17 protein-coding genes and 1 tRNA gene are annotated in these 18,526 nt (G+C 62.7%); 9 read left to right on the plus strand and 9 right to left on the minus strand.

What is annotated here, in order from left to right; translation table 11 throughout:
- Position 1 precedes the first annotated feature (1 nt).
- A complete protein-coding gene (locus ACP2YP_RS19595; protein WP_426418014.1) occupies positions 2-910 on the plus strand; it encodes a hydroxymethylglutaryl-CoA lyase in 909 nt (302 codons plus the stop codon).
- A 104-nt stretch (positions 911-1,014) separates the two neighbouring features.
- Here ACP2YP_RS19595 and ACP2YP_RS19600 read toward each other — a convergent pair whose 3' ends face one another.
- Genes ACP2YP_RS19600 through dctP form a run of 3 tightly spaced genes read right to left on the minus strand, consistent with a single transcriptional unit; the run spans position 1,015 to position 3,943 of the window.
- On the minus strand, positions 1,015-2,373 hold the full coding sequence (locus ACP2YP_RS19600; RefSeq protein ID WP_426418015.1) for a TRAP transporter large permease: 1,359 nt from the start codon (positions 2,371-2,373) through the stop codon (positions 1,015-1,017).
- Positions 2,370-2,924, minus strand: a complete 555-nt coding sequence (locus tag ACP2YP_RS19605) for a TRAP transporter small permease (protein ID WP_426418016.1) — start codon at positions 2,922-2,924, stop codon at positions 2,370-2,372. The genes ACP2YP_RS19600 and ACP2YP_RS19605 overlap by 4 nt, the downstream gene beginning before the upstream one ends.
- Positions 2,921-3,943, minus strand: coding sequence for a TRAP transporter substrate-binding protein DctP (gene dctP / locus ACP2YP_RS19610; protein WP_426418017.1), 1,023 nt, complete (start codon positions 3,941-3,943; stop codon positions 2,921-2,923). Before dctP ends, ACP2YP_RS19605 begins: the two co-directional genes overlap by 4 nt.
- A gap of 343 nt (positions 3,944-4,286) precedes the next feature.
- Between dctP and ACP2YP_RS19615 the strand changes: the two genes are divergently transcribed.
- Positions 4,287-4,556 (plus strand): pentapeptide MXKDX repeat protein, encoded by a 270-nt coding sequence (locus ACP2YP_RS19615; protein ID WP_426418018.1) that lies wholly within the window; start codon positions 4,287-4,289, stop codon positions 4,554-4,556.
- Between the two features lie 157 nt (positions 4,557-4,713).
- Here the strand turns inward: ACP2YP_RS19615 and ACP2YP_RS19620 are convergent, their stop codons facing one another.
- Complete coding sequence (locus ACP2YP_RS19620) at positions 4,714-5,061, minus strand: DUF6481 family protein (RefSeq protein ID WP_426418019.1); 348 nt, start codon at positions 5,059-5,061, stop codon at positions 4,714-4,716.
- 262 nt (positions 5,062-5,323) lie between these two features.
- Between ACP2YP_RS19620 and ACP2YP_RS19625 the strand changes: the two genes are divergently transcribed.
- From ACP2YP_RS19625 to ACP2YP_RS19635, 3 genes are all read left to right on the plus strand, one after another.
- Positions 5,324-5,560 carry a hypothetical protein gene (locus ACP2YP_RS19625; RefSeq protein ID WP_426418020.1) on the plus strand — a complete coding sequence of 79 codons (237 nt, stop codon included), beginning with the start codon at positions 5,324-5,326 and terminating at the stop codon, positions 5,558-5,560.
- A 75-nt stretch (positions 5,561-5,635) separates the two neighbouring features.
- Positions 5,636-5,860: a hypothetical protein gene (locus ACP2YP_RS19630; protein ID WP_426418021.1), complete on the plus strand. Its 225-nt coding sequence runs from the start codon at positions 5,636-5,638 to the stop codon at positions 5,858-5,860.
- 174 nt (positions 5,861-6,034) lie between these two features.
- Positions 6,035-6,853: a hypothetical protein gene (locus ACP2YP_RS19635; protein ID WP_426418022.1), complete on the plus strand. Its 819-nt coding sequence runs from the start codon at positions 6,035-6,037 to the stop codon at positions 6,851-6,853.
- A gap of 100 nt (positions 6,854-6,953) precedes the next feature.
- On the opposite strand, the gene ACP2YP_RS19640 is transcribed toward ACP2YP_RS19635, so the two are convergent.
- A complete protein-coding gene (locus tag ACP2YP_RS19640; protein WP_426418023.1) occupies positions 6,954-7,115 on the minus strand; it encodes a hypothetical protein in 162 nt (53 codons plus the stop codon).
- Positions 7,116-8,038: 923 nt separating this feature from the next.
- Between ACP2YP_RS19640 and ACP2YP_RS19645 the strand changes: the two genes are divergently transcribed.
- Positions 8,039-8,191: a hypothetical protein gene (locus ACP2YP_RS19645; protein WP_426418024.1), complete on the plus strand. Its 153-nt coding sequence runs from the start codon at positions 8,039-8,041 to the stop codon at positions 8,189-8,191.
- 145 nt (positions 8,192-8,336) lie between these two features.
- Here the strand turns inward: ACP2YP_RS19645 and ACP2YP_RS19650 are convergent, their stop codons facing one another.
- Together ACP2YP_RS19650 and ACP2YP_RS19655 are read right to left on the minus strand one after the other, a co-directional pair.
- Positions 8,337-8,735: a hypothetical protein gene (locus ACP2YP_RS19650; protein WP_426418025.1), complete on the minus strand. Its 399-nt coding sequence runs from the start codon at positions 8,733-8,735 to the stop codon at positions 8,337-8,339.
- A 313-nt stretch (positions 8,736-9,048) separates the two neighbouring features.
- The gene (locus tag ACP2YP_RS19655) at positions 9,049-10,017 is read right to left on the minus strand and encodes a glycosyltransferase family 2 protein (RefSeq protein WP_426426204.1); all 969 of its coding nucleotides are present in this window, start codon (positions 10,015-10,017) and stop codon (positions 9,049-9,051) included.
- Positions 10,018-10,148: 131 nt separating this feature from the next.
- Here ACP2YP_RS19655 and ACP2YP_RS19660 point away from each other — a divergent pair, with 131 nt between their 5' ends.
- Together ACP2YP_RS19660 and ACP2YP_RS19665 are read left to right on the plus strand one after the other, a co-directional pair.
- Entirely contained in the window at positions 10,149-10,478 is a 330-nt protein-coding gene (locus ACP2YP_RS19660) for a hypothetical protein (RefSeq protein ID WP_426418026.1), read from the plus strand.
- A gap of 7 nt (positions 10,479-10,485) precedes the next feature.
- Entirely contained in the window at positions 10,486-12,360 is a 1,875-nt protein-coding gene (locus ACP2YP_RS19665; RefSeq protein ID WP_426418027.1) for a hypothetical protein, read from the plus strand.
- Between the two features lie 95 nt (positions 12,361-12,455).
- On the opposite strand, the gene ACP2YP_RS19670 is transcribed toward ACP2YP_RS19665, so the two are convergent.
- Both ACP2YP_RS19670 and ACP2YP_RS19675 read right to left on the minus strand, forming a co-directional pair.
- A complete protein-coding gene (locus tag ACP2YP_RS19670; protein ID WP_426418028.1) occupies positions 12,456-12,656 on the minus strand; it encodes a hypothetical protein in 201 nt (66 codons plus the stop codon).
- A gap of 144 nt (positions 12,657-12,800) precedes the next feature.
- Positions 12,801-12,877: transfer RNA gene (locus ACP2YP_RS19675), tRNA-Arg, on the minus strand.
- A 401-nt stretch (positions 12,878-13,278) separates the two neighbouring features.
- Between ACP2YP_RS19675 and ACP2YP_RS19680 the strand changes: the two genes are divergently transcribed.
- Positions 13,279-18,483 (plus strand): alpha-2-macroglobulin family protein, encoded by a 5,205-nt coding sequence (locus ACP2YP_RS19680; protein WP_426418029.1) that lies wholly within the window; start codon positions 13,279-13,281, stop codon positions 18,481-18,483.
- The last annotated feature ends 43 nt before the right edge of the window (positions 18,484-18,526 follow it).

The raw sequence follows: 18,526 nt of genomic DNA on the forward strand, positions 1-18,526 counted from the left end.
CATGAGCGATCCCGTCCGCATCGTCGAGATGGGGCCGCGCGACGGCCTCCAGAACGAGAAGACGCCGGTCAGCGTCGAGGCGCGCATCGCCTTCATCGAGGCGCTGGTCGGAGCCGGCCTCGACACGGTCGAGGTCGGCGCCTTCGTCTCGCCCAAGGCGATCCCGCAGATGGCGAGCTCGGATGCGGTGCTGCGCGGCGTGAGCCGCGTTCAGGGCGCCGAATTGCACGTGCTGGTGCCGAACGAAAAGGGCTATGACGCGGCGCGCGCCGCCGGCGCAAAGGTGGTCTCCGTGTTTGCCGCGGCCTCCGAGGGCTTTTCCCGCGCCAACATCAATTGCACGGTCGCGGAGTCCATCGAGCGGTTCAAGCCGGTGCTGGCGCGCGCCAAATCCGACGGCGTCAAGGTGCGCGGCTATATCTCCTGCGTGCTCGGCTGTCCCTTTGATGGCGAGATCAAGCCGAAGGCGGTTGCCGATCTCGCGACCACGCTGTGGGAGCTCGGCTGCTACGAGATCTCGCTCGGCGACACCATCGGCGTCGGCACGCCAGCCAAGGCCAAGGAGATGCTGCGCGCAGTGGCCGCCAACATTCCCGCCGCAAAGCTCGCGATGCATTTCCACGACACCTATGGCCAGGCGCTGGCCAATCTCTATGCCGGCCTGGAGGAGGGCGTCCGCGTCATCGACGCTGCCGCCGGCGGATTGGGCGGATGCCCCTACGCGCCGGGCGCCACCGGCAATGTCGCGACGGAGGATGTCGTCTACATGCTCGAAGGCATGGGCGTCAGGACCGGGATCGACATGGAGAAGCTGCTGGCGGCGACGAACGCGATGAGCGGTGTACTGGGCAAGCCGCCGGTGAGCCGCGTGGCGTCCGCGCTGAATGCGAAGATGAGGCGCACTTCGTAGGGTGGGCAAAGGCGCATAGCGCCGTGCCCACCATCTCTCCGCAATCTCATTCGCAGTTGGTGGGCACGCTTCGCTTTGCCCACCCTACGGCACCTGTTACGCCGCTACCTGCTCCCGTCCAGTCCCATCACAAGGTCCGGCAGCCAGGTCGAGATCTCCGGCACGAGGCACAGCAGCAGCACGGCGCCCATCATCAGCAGCACGAAGGGCAGCGTGCCCCAGATCACCTCGCTCAGCGAAATGTCCGGCGCGACGTTGCGGATGACGAAGATGTTGAGGCCGACGGGGGGATGGATCAGCCCCATCTCCATCACGATGGTCATGACCACGCCGAACCAGATGATGTCGAAATTCGCGGCGCGCAGCGGCGGCAGGATGATCGGTGCGGTCATCAGAATAATGGAGACCGGCGGCAGGAAGAAGCCGAGCACGACCACCATGACGAGGATCGCGAACAGCAGCCCCCAGCGCGGCAGATGCATCGCAACGACGGATTCGGCGGCGGATTGCGAGATGTGCAGATAGCTCATCACGTAGGAATAGAGCAGCGACATGCCGATGATCATCATCAGCATGGTCGATTCCCGGATCGTCGATTTCATGATGGGCGCAAGGTCGCTCGGCCGCCATACGCCGTAGATCGCCGCGATCAGCCCCAGTGCCAGCAGGCCGCCGAGGCCGGCCGTTTCCGACGGCGTGGCATAGCCGCCATAGAGCGCCGCCATGACGCCGGTAAGCAGCAGCACGAAGGGAATCACGCGCGGCAGCACGCTGAAGCGCTCGGCGAGCGTATACTCGTCGCGGGCGAGGATGGCCGCTTCGGGACCGCCGTTCTTGTAGACGGCCTCGGCTGCCGCATATTCCCGGCGGAAGCGGATCACGGCATAGCTGCCGAACAGCGAGACCAGCAGCAGGCCGGGGCCGATGCCGGCGAGGAACAACCGTCCCAGCGACTTTTCCGCCGCGACCGCGAACAGGATCATGGTGATCGAGGGCGGCAGCAGGATGCCGAGTGTGCCGCCTGCGGCGATGATGCCGGCCGCGAAGCCGCCGGAATAGCCGCGCTTGCGCATCTCGGGGATGCCGGCCGAGCCGATCGCCGAGCAGGTCGCGGGCGAGGAGCCCGCCATTGCCGCGAACAGCGCGCAGGCGAAGACGTTGGCAACACCGAGGCCGCCGGGCACGCGATGCAGCCAGGCGTGCAGCGCCGAATAGAGATCCTGGCCGGCGCGTGACTTGCCGATCGCGGCACCCTTCAGAATGAAGAGCGGGATCGACAGCAGCGTGATCGAGGCCATCTCCTCGTAGACATTCTGCGTCACCGTATCCAGCGATGCCGCGGGCATGTAGATGCCCATGAACACGACCGCGACCGCGCCGAGCGCGAATGCAATCGGCATGCCCGAAAACATCACGAGCAGCGTCGCGACCCCGTAAGCGATACCGATACCGAAAACGCTCATGGTCGCCTGGCTCCCGCGAACGGCAGCGCCAGCTGGACGAGGATCTGGACGCAGAGCAGGCTCATGCCAAGCGCCATCAGTGAATACGGAATCGCGAGCGGCGGCGACCACATCGAGTTCGAGACCTGACCGTCGACATAGGCCTCATGGGCCAGCGTCCACGACTTCCAGGCGAAGAAGACGCAGAACAGGAACGTCACGGCGTCGACGATCCAGAGCCGGATCCTGTTCGCCAGCGGCGACAGCAGGCCAACGAAGGCCTCGATGCCGATATGGCCGCGGTTCTGCTGCACATAGGCCGCCGTCATGAAGGTGGCGCCGACCAGCAGGAACACGGCGGCCTCGTCCTGCCAGTAATTGGCGGCCTTGAACAGCGCGCGGCTCAGCACGCTGTGGCTCAGGATGGCGCAAGCGGCGACCAGCGCCAGCGCGGCAAACACGACGATGATGCGGTTGAGGATGGCGAGGCCGCGATCGAGTGCTGCCGCAAGGCCGGTCCTTGCGGCGGCATTCGCCGTGTCGTCACGATCCAGAAGCGGACCGTGGCTCATGCAGCGACGTCGGAGGCGAGCTTGAGCAGGTTCGCAGCGGTCGCGGTCTTGGCGCCGTAATCCTTCCACGCGGTGTCGCGGGCGATGTCGCGCCATTTGCCGACCGTCGCGGCATCGAGCGCCGAGACTTTTGCGCCGGCCTTTTCGTAGACCTTGGCGACCTCGACGTCGTCATCTTGCGCACCCTTGCGGCCGAGGGCTTCGAGCTCCTCGCCGACGGCGACCAGAATGTCCTGCTGGTTCTTCGGCAGCTTGTCGAAGATCGCCTTCGACATCATCAGCGGCTCGAGCATGAACCAGTAGGACGTGCCGGCGCCCGACGTCAGCGACTTCGCGACCTCTTCGAGGCGGAACGAGATCAGGCTGGTGGAGGAGGTGATGCCGGCGTCGCAGGCGCCGGTCTGCATCGCCGCGTAGATCTCGTTCGAAGGCACCGACAGCACCGAGGCGCCGGCGGTCTGCAGCACCATGTCCATCTCGCGCGAGCCGCCGCGCACTTTCATGCCCTTGGCATCTTCCGGCGACACGATCGGCTTGGAGCGGCTGGCGACGCCGCCGGCCTGCCATACCCAGCTCAAGAGAATGATGCCCTTGTCGGCGAGGAAGTCGGTCAGCGCCTTGCCGACCGGCTCCTTCTTCCAGCGCATGCCCTGGTCGTAGGTGGTGACGAGACCGGGCATCAGGCCGATATTGGTCTCGGGCAATTCGCCGCCGGCATAGGGCATCGGATACAGCGAGATGTCGAGCGCGCCCTTGCGCATCGCGGAGAACTGCGCGTTGGTCTTGATCAGCGAGGAGTTCGGGTAGATCTCGGCGGCGATGTCGCCGTTGCTGCGCTTACTGACTTCGGCGGCGAACATGCGGCAGAGCCGGTCGCGGAAATCGCCCTTGTCGATGGTGCCGCCGGGGAATTGGTGCGAGATCTTCAGCGTTGTCGCGGCGTGCGCGGTGCCGATGCCGAAGCGGAGAATGGCGGGTGCAGCGACGGCAGTCGCGAGCAGATGGCGGCGCGTGAACATGGAGTATCCCCTTGGACGGTTCTTTGAACGGTTCTTGTTTGACGTGATCGCTGTGGGTCATGAGACCGGCGCCGAGGCCCATCCTAGCCGGTCTTCGACCCCAACTTCTCTCATCTGATAGTTTGAGACGGAATGCCGCGGCAAGTGTCGGCCTTGCTGCGCTGCACACGTAAGCTTCGACTGTTCCGGTCGTTAACGCTGTTCGTCAGGACGATCGCGCAGGGCGCCCGGTCACTTCCGAAAAAAGTTCGCAACGTCGCGTAACAAGCGTGCGCGTCGATCCGTCGAGATTGAGTAGCGGCACCCGTCGCTGACAAACACCATCTCGAAGGGAATATTTCTCATGACCATTCGCACCCGCATCGTGCTCGGCGTCTCGGCCGCCGCTCTCTCGCTTGGCCTGGCGCTGTCGCCGGCCGCTTTTGCTCAGGACAAGATGGGCAAGGACGACGGCATGATGAAGAAGGACACGATGTCCAAGGACGGCATGAAGAAGGACGCCATGTCCAAGGACGCCATGTCCAAGGACGCCATGTCCAAGGACGACGGCATGAAGAAAGACACGATGTCGAAGGACGGGATGAAGAAAGACGACGGGATGAAGAAGAACTGATCTCATGCCATGATGCCGGGTGCTGCAACGAGGCGCGCCCGGCATTCGAGATTTCGGCCATACGCCGGTTGTCCGGGCGAGCTTTCGCGCTGACCCGGTCGGTGCCGTGATGATTTGACCTGAAGCACATGTGCTTCAGGTCAAATTTAGTTGAATGCTACTTCCGCTTGGCCTTGCGAGCGGCGTAACGGGCGTCGCGCTTGGCCTTCTGCTCAGCCTCGAGCGCCGCCGCCTTTTCGGCTGCTTCCTCAGCCTCATGCGCAATCCGCGCGGCCTCGAGCGCTGCGGCTTCTTCCTCGCGGCGCTTCAGCTCGGCCTTTTCAGCCTCGCGCGAAGCCTTTGCCTCGGCGCGCTTGGCCGCGAGCGCTTCACGCTCGGCACGCTTCGCCAGCACAGCAGGATCGTCAGGTCCCGGCTGCGACTTGAATTTGTTCAAAAGGTTTTTGCGGGCTTCCTGCGCTGCCTTTTGCCGGTCTGTAAAGCCGGGTTCCCTGAATCCACTCATCGACGAGCCTTGTCTTCCTCGCTTTCGGTCCTACATCAGCGTCTGTTGGTACGTCGGCTGGGCACAAGCAGGCGCCACGCGACGCAGAAGCGTGTACATCGCCCCGCGTCGCGAAGCCACCCATAATCGCAGCCGATCAGGTCAACGAAAATCGCTGGACCAGCAGATCCTTCGTAGCCCGGAAAAACTGCCGAATTGTGATGTCCCTCATAAGGGCACCCAGCGGCGGCGCCTAGCGTCCGCCCCGATACGGAGCACGGGCATGATCTTTTTCCGGCTGAGCCTGAAGGCCCTTGCAATCACATTTGCCGCAGCAGCGGTAGCAGGTGCGGTGCTGTTGGCTGCCCGCCCGCAACCCTTCGAAAGCGCCGTTTTGGGAGCCGCTTGGGAGTGTACCCAGACGGCGTTTATCCTGACGAGCTGCGCGCCGCGTGCGCAGCAGGCGATCCCGGCGGTCGAGACCTCGCGCAAGGAGGCGCTGAAGCCGACCAGGGGCTGAGCGGCGACGGACTGAGCGGGATGTGACGCGACGTCGCAGAGGTGATAAAGGGCCTCACCGAGCGACAAGGTCTCCATGTCCAAGCCTGAGTCCAAGCCTGATCCTGCCGACAAGCCCAGCGCGCCGCCAAAACCCCAATCCGGCGACAGCCGCCGCGGTGCGATCGCGGGGCTGATCATTGCCGCTGTCATCCTCGGTGTCGGGCTGTGGCTCGCCCGTGACCTCACGGCCGCCAGCAAGATGCAGGACTGCCTGATGTCGGGGCGGAGCAATTGCAATGTGATCGAGCCGGCCCGCTAGGCCGGTCCCGGCGGACGCGTCCGGACGAAAAATTGACGTGATCTTAATCATTTATAACGGGACATAGCCGGCTGGTCGGGTCAGTTATGTCCGTCGGCATCACTCCGGCGCGACCCGAATCGTCTATCGCGCTTGGACTACGGCAATTGCGAAAGTTGAGGGGGGTAAGCACGCATGAGTGCGTCCAGCCGCATGAAGATCATTATTCCCATGGTTTCGGCCATGTCGTTGCTGGCAGTGTCCGCGCAAGCGCAGGACGCGGGTCCGCCGAAGAGCGTCGGCCAGCCGCCGGGGCAGGGCGCCGCTAAGCCGCCTCCGGCCAATCAGAACATGCGCAAGGGTCCTCAGCCGCAACAGGCCGTGCGCCCCGGGCCTCAGCCCGGCGGCCAGGCCCACGTGGCTCCGGGCCAAGGTCCAGGAGCAGCTCCTGGCCCGCATGGTCCCGGACCGCGCAATGCCGGAGGCCCGCCGCCGGGATCCGGTCGCTACATAGCACGCAGTCCCGCACCGGCGCGCGACTGGGACGGACAGGCCTATCGCGGCAATCTTGCCTGGGACGGCGGACGGTGGCGCCACGAGGTCCACAACGGCCGCTCCGGCTGGTGGTGGGACGTCGGCGGCGTCTGGTACTATTATCCCCAGCGAATGGACGGCGCGCCCGCCTACATTTCTGAAGACTATATCGACGATGTGCCGGTGGCCTACGCGCCGCCGGGTCCGCCGGTCGCCTATGAACCGCCGCCGCCTCCACCGCCGCCCGCGGATCCCGGTGCGAGCGCGCTCGGCGGGGCCATCGTCGGCGGGGTGCTTGGCGGCCTGATTTCCGGCAACGCCTCGGGTGCGGCCGCGGGCGCAGTGATCGGCGGCGCGACCGGTGCAATCGCCGGCGCCACCGCCGCTTCGCGCCCCGGCTACTATTTCGCTCAGGGCAATTGCTATTACCGCTATCCGAGCGGCCAGTATGTGCAGGCCGACCCGCGCGCCTGCTACTGAACTTCTCACAAAGCTCAGTCCAACATGAATGAGACGGGCCTGGTGCCCGCCTCATTTGCATTTGCGCCTGTGTGTGGCGACGAGGTCTGACAACGTTAGTTTAGGAGACGAACCAGGTCAGGAACGCCATTGCGGCCCAGACCAGGCCGCCAATCCAGGCTGTCATCACCAGGACGATGGCGGCGAGAAGAGAGAGACCGAACAGGTCGGTCTTGCGCGATGATGCGTCAGCCTGTGCTGCGGCTCCGGCCTTTTGTGTCATGAGGGAACAGCCTTCCTGTATCGCGTTCTTGCGGCGCGTGAGGCGGTGTTTAGCGAACGCGCCGGAACTCGGCTGTGAGGCAATTCACAGATCAGAATGAAAGCCGGCCCCACGGGTTTGTGCGCGCAGCGCTCAGAGTTGCCGAGTCGACAAAAGCCGGTGCATCCGGCGCCGGCGTGCCCTCGTCGACGTCCCGCTGACGGCAGCTGCGCAGTTTGAGGAAAATACGAAGACCGGCGCTGTCGGATTTGTCACTTGTTGCGTTTCGGACGTGACGTCGTCGCTGGAAGGCGAGCTCACACTGCTCCCGGCCGTGCGCAAAATTCGTCGCGGTAACATCGTGCGGAAGCGCGCGCGCCGGTGCGACTTTCGTCCACCGCAATCATACGGACGAAATTGCCACGCACTTGTCCAGATCGGCCGGCTAAAGTTGGCCTCATGTGTACGAAGTACGACCCACAGCATGAAGCCGAGGCGGCGATGAAGCGCGCCGCGGCGTCCGAAGGCCCCGACCGGCAACGACTCATCGAACTGGCCCTGGCCTGGCATCAGCTCGCTCGCGATCGGCGCGACGACGAGCGAAGGGACTGATTTTCGCCTAACAAACAATGCCCAGTTCGGGTCTTGGCACCAGTGTCTTGCCATCAGTGTCTTGGCACCAGTCATGAGAAAGCCCTGTGCTCGGGGGGACAAGCACGGGGGCCCTTCAAAGCCGACTGGGGCTGGCAGGTCGGCACCACTGTTTCGTTTTCGCTGCATTCACCGTGCCGATCGCAATCTTGTTCCGTACGGCCGTGGTATTTTGTCGAACGCGTGTCGGCCTTGATTTGCGAAACCCGCCGTTAAGACATGCGCGGCGCTGCGTTCTGCGGTCGCGATTCGTGCTTTGGGAACGGAGCGGAGTCGGACCGTGAACAAACGGAATGCTTGACCGTTCAGGGCCCAAGTTGCTGGCTCATGGCGGCGCCGGCAATTTTGCCATCAACAGCGGCAGCGGCGCGATGTCGTTTCGCAGTACGGGGGACGCCGCGGGGACCGGCATTTCCTGGAGCTATGAGAGTATCGGTCTCGCCTGACAGCTGGTCAGCGATTCCAAAGTCCGCGGTTGAGATACCACCAGCCAAGCCGCGCGGAAGGCGGCGAGAAGCACCAGCGACGCCGCCGACCAGATCAGCCAATCCATGAAGCCTCCTCCCGGTTGCGTGAAGACTCAGCATCGGCTCAATGCCACGTCACCGAATAGGTCCGCCCGTTGGTATTGGGGTCGCTGTTGTCGCTCGCCGAGAAGACGATGCCGGTGCCGCGCCGATGCGAATAACTGCCGTTGGCAATCTTTTCGGGACTGTGCGCAGGGCCGAGCGGCCGTCCATCTTCAAACAGCGAAACGGTCGACCGGGTCGGGAGGCTTTCAAAATCTCCGAGCCCATCGAGTTTTGGCACAAAAGCTTGGTAGGCGGTCAGATCAAGCCTGCGGAAGGGGCCGGCCAAATTCGCGAACTTCGGCGGGTCCGGTTGCGGAACGTAGCTGTAGTGCAGGTAAAGTGCGATAGGGAAATAGACGGCGAGCACGACCAAGACCACCTTGGTCGCTTGTGAAAGTGTCAAAGATGAAATGGCCATTCGCCGCCCTTGTCTGGCAGACCAAAGCACTCCCGAACGGTGAGTGCCCTTAAATCGCAGCGAAGCATTCGCCTTCCTTCAAATTTTTTGTTTCTGACACTACCAGCACACCCCCTGATCGAGCAACTCGATCCGAAGTTGGAGTGTGACAGATGCCGCAAGCGATCACGGCTACCGAGCTGAAAGCGATCGCCGGCGCCGGCGCGCGTGCCGACCTGGTGTCGGCAATCGTGCGGAGCTGGTCGAACGCGGTCGCCAAGCGACAGGCAAGAGCAACTATGCCACGATGGCGGAGAAGATCCGGACGGCCAGTTCAACGCGTTTCAGCGTCGAGCAATTTTGCCCTGCGCAGACTCTTGTAAATTGGCCGTCTTGGAGCGGACGAAATGTCGTATCCCAAGAAAGCCAGAATCAGTTGAAGGCCCGCCAGAAAAGGCAGGGCGGCGAGCATGACGGTTCCGGCGGTAGCGGTTGCGCCGATGTGTGCCCCGGCGACCCATCTGCTCAGTCCGAATATTGCGCCGCCGAGCATCAAGGTGAGACCAAGGGGAAGCTCGAACGATGCAAGCGATAGATCTCGAAGGTAGTAATTATAAATAATTCTCTTGGCGAAATTCCGCAAATGCTTGAAGGCGAACTCCGCGACGATCTTGGAGATTTTGAGGTTGCTTTGCTCGTCGCCGTATTTCGCATCCATCGGAATGTCGACGACGACCGCGCGAATGATGTTGAGACGAAACAGCATGTCCGTCTCGAAAAAATATCGCTTGCTGATCGAAGCAAAGGGAAGGAGCTGGACAACGTTCGCATGAATGGCGGTAAACCCGTTCGTCGGGTCAAAAATCGTCCAATAGCCGCTCGACGCTTTGCTGCAAAACGACAGGACGGAATTGCCGAAAAAGCGTAGCATCGGCATCGACCGCAATTCATCGATGAAGAAAAAGCGATTTCCCTTCGTGTAGTCAGCTTCGCCTTTGATGATTGGTTCGATAAAAAAGGGGATGAGCCGCGCGTCCATCTGACCATCACCGTCGATCTTCACGATGATGTCCGCGCCGGCCTTCATGGCGGCCTTGTAGCCGGTCATCACCGCGCCGCCGACACCCTGGTTCGCTGGATGCCTGAGAACGACTACTCGTTTGTCATTGCAACAGGTCTCAACGTAGTCTCCCGTCCCGTCGGGACATTTGTCGTCAATCACGAAGATGAATTCAACGTCGTCCTGTATCGCGTCGATTACAGCAAGTATTTGATTTTTGACACGAAAACATGGAATAACCACGGCCAAGCACGCACCAGCCAAAGAGGCCTCCTTTGATACGTGGGGAATTTCCTTACTATGTCATTACGGTAGTGATCGTTTTGTTCGGCTTTCAAAGGCTACTGAACCCAAGCGATCCACGGCGTCCTACCATGCCCGATGTGACCATCACAGTCCCCCGCGGGAAGACGACGCCAATCGATGTCTGGCTAGCATCTCATGGGTCCGATTGTAAGCCGACGAATGGCTGGAAAATGGTCGCGACGGCCAGGTACGGCACGGCGAAGATCGACAGCGTTTCTGGAGTCATCGCCAATTCCATCCACGAGAGGTGTAACGGACAGTCGGTCGAGGGCGCGCGGCTGGAGTATCGTGACTCAAGTTGGTTTCGATCAAAGGATGAAATTATCGTCGAGATGCAGGCCGCCGACGTGGTCGTCTGGCGGGTAAAGTACGTCGTAACCATCGCAAAGATTGACTGAGATCATCATGTTGTTCTTCGTGCCGATTATCGCTGTCCTGTCGCTTGCACTTTTCCTTTCAGCGAGGCTGGGCGCACACATCGAGAATTGCGTTCTAGCGACACTTTCGGCCATCGTCATCGTTCTATTTGTCGCGTCGCTTTTTGATCTGCTTGCTGCAGCGACGTATGCCTTGGCGTTCGCAGGTTGGGCGATACTGCCCTACGTCTTGGTATCATTCAGGCGCGATGCGCGATTAATTACGCCCCTTGCGCAGCTGATCACGCCGACTCTCCTCATCGTTGTCTTCTATGTCGCCAAGAGTGATTATAGTTTTTACGTTTGGGACGACCTGGGTCTATGGACCCGAATGACAAAATTTCTCGCTGTGTATGATCGTATGTTTCAGGGCAGCAGCTTTTGGATCGGCAGCAAGAGCTATCCGCCGGGCGCAGCTCTGGCGAACTATTTCTTCACTAAATTTTCCGGGTACAGCGAACCGAATGCGCTGCTGTTCCATTTCATGTTGTCGATCAGCGCAATTGCGGCTGTCGTAGCGCCTGCGGCCCGGAAGAGTTTAACCGCAGGCGCCACGAGCGTCGCCCTCGTTATTTTGCTCATTTTCCTGTTTCAGTTTTCGTTCGACGATACGCTAGTCGATGTCCTTCTTGCGATGGTGTTGGGGGCCGCCTTTGTCGTGGCGCTGACGGAAGAGTCCGTCGCCGCGATCATCGTCTGCAATTCACTGTTCTGCGGGCTTCTGGTGCTCTTGAAAGCAACCGGCCTTCCATTCGCGTTGGTCGCCTGCGCGGTCACCTCGATTTCAATTCTGCTGCGACGTCGGGATCGGATGCTGACGGGGCGGACGCTAGTCGAACTCCTGATTGTGCCGGCCGCCGTCCTTGTGGTGAACAGCCTTTGGACAAAATTCTCTATCTCGATAGGCGGCGAATCCGGTTCTGGTTATGTCATTAATGGCTTGAAGACCTTAGCAGGTGCACTGAGCGACGATGCGCTCACAACGCGCAATTCACATATCCTGCGGGAGATGTATACACGACTGACAATTGGTCTCCCCGCCTACAGCGGAGTGCCGTTATTCGGCATCCGTCCGACGACCGCGATCCGGCCCATTTACGTGCTTTCAACGCTGATGGTGTTGAGCCTGATCATATGTTTTCTGTTCAGGAAGTCTCTCGCATCATACGCCTTGACCTTTGCGATGATCGCATTAGGTGCCGCAGCGTATATCCTGCTGCTCCTCATTCTATATCTGGAACGCTTCTCGGACTATGAAGCGCTCCAATTGGCCTCGTTTGAAAGGTACCTTGGCACGTATTTGCTGTCTTGGTCAGTCCTCTGCGGAACCTTGATCGTGACCGCGGTCAGTCACGGGATACGAAAGCCTTGGGGCTCGCCGCTGCTCTTGATCGCTCTCCTTGCATGTTATCCCTTACTATTCCGTCTCGAGTTCGAACTCGGTACTGACGCGCAATATCGCAAGATCCACGTCGAGCTCCCCAGGCGTCAGGTGCGGCGTCTTGCCGACCAAGCCAAGCAATTTCTTAGACCCGCCGAAACTGTCTACTTCATCAAACAGGCCGATACGGGATTCGGGATCTATGCTTTTCAGTTTGAGATGTACGAGAATCCGACCCAGGCAGTGTGCTGGTCGCTTGGAAAGCCCTATTCGGCTGCGGATGTTTGGACATGCGATGCGTCTCTCGAAGAGAAGTTGAAGGGCTATACGATGTTGGTCATCGCCGCCGCCGATGAGGCGTTCTGGCGGCGCTTTGGCAGCGCCTTCGACGCGGAAGAGCGAGGGAGGTCTGAAGGTGTTTATAAGATCGACTGGACGCAGGGGGATCAGCCTGTGCTTCATCTAAGTCGATTGGGCCCTTGATCGTTTGATCCAGCATCGCGCCGGGTTCGAACGGCGCGACAACATGCCGTCCGGCCGACCGCGCAGCAGCCTCGCCAGATTGGTCTTGCGCAGCGTCAGCGGCAGCGGCCGCAGATTCTCGCGTCCGATCGCCAGCCGCCGCCGACCCCGATGGTCCGGAACAGCCGGCTGATCGGCACCTCGTCCCATATCACGATGAAGTCGTCAGGCTTGGTCTCGCCGCCGATGACGGCTTTGCGCAAGGCGAGGTCGTCGGGCATGGCGGCCAAATAAGACGTCGACTTCCGCCGAGTCACGCGTTTCGCTGTGCGGAAAGGCTCCGGGATTTTTTGCCTCACATCGCCCCACCGGGGGCCTTTGATCCCCACTTGTTCTAGCCGAACCGCGAAGTTTTCGGAGTGAAGACCGGGTAAATGCCTTTGAAATCTAACGATTTTCGCTGGCGATCCCAGCAGGACTCGAACCTGCAACCCGCGGAGTAGAAATCCGCTACTCTATCCAGTTGAGCTATGGGACCGTCCTGGGCCACCCCGGTTCGGTGGCTGGCTGTCATATAGCATGCCAATATGAAAAATCTGGTGTTTCGCCAAGCCTGAACCGAACCCTTTTCCTCGACGCAGCGACAAAGCGGAACGGCGGAGTGTCAGGGTGCCGGGTTGAGCGGCAGCGTACCGGACGATGGATCACATCGCCGGGGGTGCTGGCTAGCTTCCGGGACACGGCCGCCGGCCGACTGGTCCGGTATTGCCGCGCCTCAGGACGGCGTGTGCGGCGATATCTCGATCAGTCTCCTCCGGGCGTGGCTTGCCATGGCGAATGCGACGTTTTGCACTTTGGTTCCATCGCCATGAGTCCGTCACCTTTCCGCGCACTTTATCGCCGCCGCGGCGTTCGTCCGCGATTTCCGGGAGTCCCTACATGATCGGTCTGGTTCGCGCCGTCACCATCTGCGCCACGCTGGCGTTTGGCCTAAGCGCAGCGCTCGCCACTGACAAAGCGTTCAAGCGCGACGATCTCGCTGATTCCGCCATCAAGCTGGAGGCGCAGATCAAGAGTGAGGCCGGGCCGGTCGCCAAGACCGGGGTAACCTTGCGCACCGACGCGGATGCCGCCTTCAAGCGCAACGATGTCCGCACCGGGCTCTCGGTTCTCGGCCAGATCGCCGCCGTCACGCCTGATGACGCCGGCAACTGGCTACGGCTCGCAAAAGTCATTTTCCAGATCACGCCGAAGAGCTCGAGCGAGCAGACCTTCCTGCTGGAGCGCGCCTCGACCGCTGCGTACATCGCTTACATACGCGCCGGTAATCCGGGCGAGGAGGCGGATGCGCTCGCTGTGCTCGGCAAGTCGCTGGCCGAACGCAAGCTGTGGCGGCCGGCGCTGGATGCGCTGCGGCTGTCGCTCGACATGCGCGAGGTCGCCGATATCCGCGGAAGTTACGAGAAGCTGCGCGACGAGCACGGTTTCCGGCTGCTCGATTATACCGTGGACTCGGATTCGGCGAGCCCGCGCGCCTGCTTCCAGTTCTCGGAAGAGCTCGCCAAGCGCACCGATTTCGCGCCATTTCTCGCGCTTGCCGGCCAGGACAAGCCGGCACTGTCGGCCGAGGGCAAGCAGCTCTGCGTCGACGGGCTGAAGCACGGCGAGCGCTACAATATCAATCTGCGCGCCGGCCTGCCGTCGACCGTGAAGGAAGGCTTGCCGAAATCGGCCGAGTTCAACATCTATGTGCGCGACCGCAAGCCGTTCGTGCGCTTCACCAGCCGCGCCTATGTGCTCCCCAAGACCGGCCAGCGCGGCATTCCCGTGGTCAGCGTCAACACGCCCGCGGTGAACATCAACGTCTTCCGTATCGGCGATCGCAATTTGATCAACACGGTGGTCGACAGCGATTTCCAGAAGACACTGTCGAAATATCAGCTCAGCGATCTCGGCGGCGAGCGCGGTTTGAAAGTCTGGTCCGGCGAGCTCGCGACCGCGATGACACTGAACCAGGACGTCATCACCGCGTTTCCGGTCGACCAGGCGCTGGGTGAGCTCCAGCCCGGCGTCTATGTGATGACGGCAGCGGCCAAGGGCCCGGGCAGCGACGACGATTACCAGCTCGCCACCCAATGGTTCATCATCTCCGATCTCGGCGTCTCCGCCTATTCCGGCAATGACGGCATCCATGTCTTCGTCAATTCGCTGGCCTCGACCGATCCGGTCGGCAAAGCCGAGGTGCGGCTGGTCGCGCGCAACAACGAGATTTTGGCGACGCGCAAGACCGACGATTCGGGCCACGTGCTGTTCGAGGCGGGGCTCGCGCGCGGCGAGGGCGGCCTGTCGCCGGCGATGCTGACGGTCACCGGCGAGAAGGCCGACTATGCCTTCCTCAGCCTGAAGACCTCGGCCTTCGACCTTAGCGACCGCGGCGTCGCGGGCCGCGCGGTGCCAGCGGGCGCCGATGCCTTCGTCTATGCCGAGCGTGGCGTCTACCGCTCCAGCGAGACAGTCTATCTCACCGCGCTCTTGCGCGACGGGCAGGGCAATGCCGTGACCGGCGGGCCGCTGACCCTGGTGATCGAGCGCCCTGATGGCGTCGAATTCCGCCGCGCTCAGCTCGCCGACCAGGGCGCCGGCGGCCGCACGCTGGCCGTGCCGCTGAACTCGGCCGTTCCGACCGGGACCTGGCGGGTGCGTGCCTTCACCGATCCGAAGGGATCTTCGGTCGGCGAGACCACTTTCATGGTCGAGGACTATGTCCCCGACCGGATCGAATTCGACTTGTCCGCCAAGGACAAGCTGATCAAAGCTAACGCTCCTGTGGAGCTTAAGGCGGATGGTCATTTCCTCTATGGCGCGCCCGCATCTGGTCTCCAGCTCGAAGGCGACATGCTGATCGCTCCGGCCACCGAGCGGCCGGGCTTTGCCGGCTACCAGTTCGGCGTCGATGACGAACAGACCACCTCGAACGAGCGCACGCCGCTGGAGAATCTGCCGGAGGCCGACGCCAACGGCGTTGCGACCTTCCCGGTGACGCTGGAGAAGCAGCCGGCCTCGACGCGTCCGCAGGAGGCGCAGATCTTCGTTCGCATGGTCGAGACCGGCGGCCGCGCCGTCGAGCGCAAGCTCGTGCTCCCGGTCGCGCCCGCGACCGCCCTGATCGGCATCAAGCCGCTATTCGGCGACAAGAATGTCGCCGAGGGCGACAAGGCCGAGTTCGATGTCGTGTTGGTCTCGCCCGAGGGCAAGACGCTTGCCCGCGACGGCCTGCGCTACGAGCTGCTGAAGATGGAGTCGCGCTATCAGTGGTACCGGCAGAACAATTACTGGGAGTACGAGCCGGTCAAGTCGACCTCGCGCGTCGCCGACGGTGACGTCACCATTGCCGCCGACAAGCCGTCGCGGATTGCGCTCGCGCCCCGACCCGGCCGTTACCGGCTCGACGTGAAGTCGAGCAACGCGGACGGCCCCGTGACTTCGGTGCGGTTCGACGTCGGCTGGTATTCCGACGGCAGCGCCGATACGCCGGACCTGCTGGAGACCTCGATCGACAAGCCGCAATACACCTCCGGCGAGATCATGACCGTGTCGGTCAATGTCCGCTCCGCCGGCAAGCTCACCGTCAACGTGCTCGGTGACCGGCTGCTGACGACGCAGACCATCGACGTCAAGGAAGGCACCGCGCAAGTGAAGCTCGCGGTCGGCAAGGACTGGGGCACCGGCGCCTATGTGGTGGCGACGCTGCGCCGTCCGCTCGATGCGGCCGCCCAGCGCATGCCGGGCCGCGCGATCGGCCTGAAATGGTTCGGCATCGACAAGCAGACGCGTACGCTCCAGGTGAAGCTGACGCCGCCGGCGTTGATCCGGCCGAACGCGACGCTGAAGATTCCGGTCAAGCTCGACGGACTCAATCCGGGCGAGGACGCGAAGATCGTGATCGCCGCGGTCGATGTCGGCATTCTCAACCTCACCAATTACAAGGCGCCGGCGCCGGATGATTATTATCTCGGCCAGCGCCGCCTGAGCGCGGAGATCCGCGATCTCTATGGGCAGTTGATCGACGGCATGTCGGGCACGCGCGGCCAGATCAAATCAGGCGGCGACGCAGGCGCTGCCGAGCTGCAGGGCTCGCCGCCTGCGCAGAAGCCGCTCGCGCTTTACTCGGGCATCGTCACCGTTGCCGCCGACGGCACCGCGGAGGTAACCTTCGACATTCCCGAGTTCGCCGGCACGGCGCGCGTGATGGCGGTAGCCTGGACCGCGACCAAGCTTGGTCGCGCCAGCACCGACGTCGTCATCCGCGATCCCGTGGTCCTGACCACGACCCTGCCGCGCTTTCTGCTCAACGGCGACCACGGCACGGTCAATCTCGAGATCGACAATGTCGAGGGCCAGGACGGTGACTACGTCATCGACGTGAAGACGGGCGGCCCGGTGAAGATGACCGGCAACCCCGCCACCACGGTGAAGCTCGCCGCCAAACAGCGTAACGCGTTCTCGCTCGCCATCGATGCGACCGCGGCGGGGCAGGCGACGCTCGACGTCGACATCAAGGGGCCGAACGGTCTGACGCTGGCGCGCCACTACGCGCTCGACGTCAAGGCCGCGACGCAGGTCTTGGCGCGGCGTTCGATCCGGACGCTGGCGAAGGGCGAGAGCCTGACGCTGACCTCGGACATGTTCTCCGATCTCGTGCCGGGCACCGGCAGCGTCTCGGTCTCGGCGAGCCTGTCGACCGCGCTCGATGCGGCGACCATCCTCAAAGCGCTCGACCGCTACCCCTATGGCTGCTCGGAGCAGATCACGAGCCGCGCGATGCCGCTGCTCTACGTCAACGACCTCGCGGCCGGCGCGCATCTGGCCATGGACACCGAGGTCGATAGCCGCATCCGCGACGCCATCGAGCGGCTCTTGGCCCGTCAGGGATCCAACGGCTCGTTCGGCCTATGGTCGGCCGGCGGCGACGATGCCTGGCTCGATGCCTATGTGACGGACTTCCTCACCCGCGCCCGTGAAAAGGGCTTTGTGGTGCCGGACGTGCTGTTCAAGAACGCGCTCGACCGAATCCGCAACTCCGTCGTCAACGGCAATGAGCCGGAGAAGGACGGCGGCCGCGATCTCGCCTATGGCCTCTACGTGCTCGCCCGCAACGGCGCGGCGCCAATCGGCGACCTCCGCTATCTCGCCGACACCAAGCTGAACAATCTGGCGACGCCAATTGCCAAATCTCAGCTCGCGGCGGCGCTGGCGCTGGTCGGCGACCGCAACCGCGCCGAGCGGGTCTATGGCGCCGCCCTCGACAGCCTCGCGCCAAAACCGGTGCTGGAATTCGGCCGCACCGACTACGGCTCGCAGCTGCGCGATGCCGCGGCGCTCGTCTCGCTCGCGAGCGAAGGCAACGCGCCCAAGGCGACGCTGACGCAAGCCGTATTGCGGGTCGAGACCGCGCGCGGGCTGACGCCCTACACCTCCACGCAGGAGAATGCGTGGCTGGTGCTGGCGGCACGCGCGCTGGCCAAGGAAAACCTCTCGATCGAGGTCGACGGCCAGCCGGTCAAGACCGCGCTCTACCGCAGCTACAAGGCGGACACGTTGAGCGGCAAGCCGCTGAAGATCACCAATACCGGGGATGCGCCGGTGCAGGCGGTGGTCTCGGTGTCCGGCTCGCCGGTCACGCCGGAGCCGGCCGCGTCCAACGGCTTCAAGATCGAGCGAAACTACTTCACGCTCGACGGCAAGCCGGCCGACATCAGCACGGTCAAGCAGAACGATCGCTTCGCCGTGGTGTTGAAGATTACGGAGGCGAAGCCTGAGTACGGCCACATCATGGTGTCCGACTATCTGCCGGCGGGCCTGGAGATCGACAACCCGAAGCTGGTGTCGTCGGGCGACAGCGGCACGCTGGACTGGATCGAGGACGGCCAGGAGCCGGAGGATACCGAGTTCCGTGACGATCGCTTCACTGCTGCTGTCGATCGCGCCTCGAACTCCAAGGCGGTCTTCACCGTCGCCTATGTTGTGCGCGTGGTCTCGCCCGGCAAATACGTCCTGCCGCAGGCCTATGTCGAGGACATGTACAATCCCTCGCGCTACGGCCGCACCGGCACGGGAAGTGTCGAGGTCCGGGCGGCGAAGTGAGCAGTGGGAATGACTAACGCTCAACAATTTCCGTCGTCATGCC

Origin of the sequence: Bradyrhizobium genosp. A (assembly GCF_049949275.1) — a bacterium.
In the GTDB taxonomy this organism is placed as follows: Bacteria; Pseudomonadota; Alphaproteobacteria; order Rhizobiales; family Xanthobacteraceae; genus Bradyrhizobium.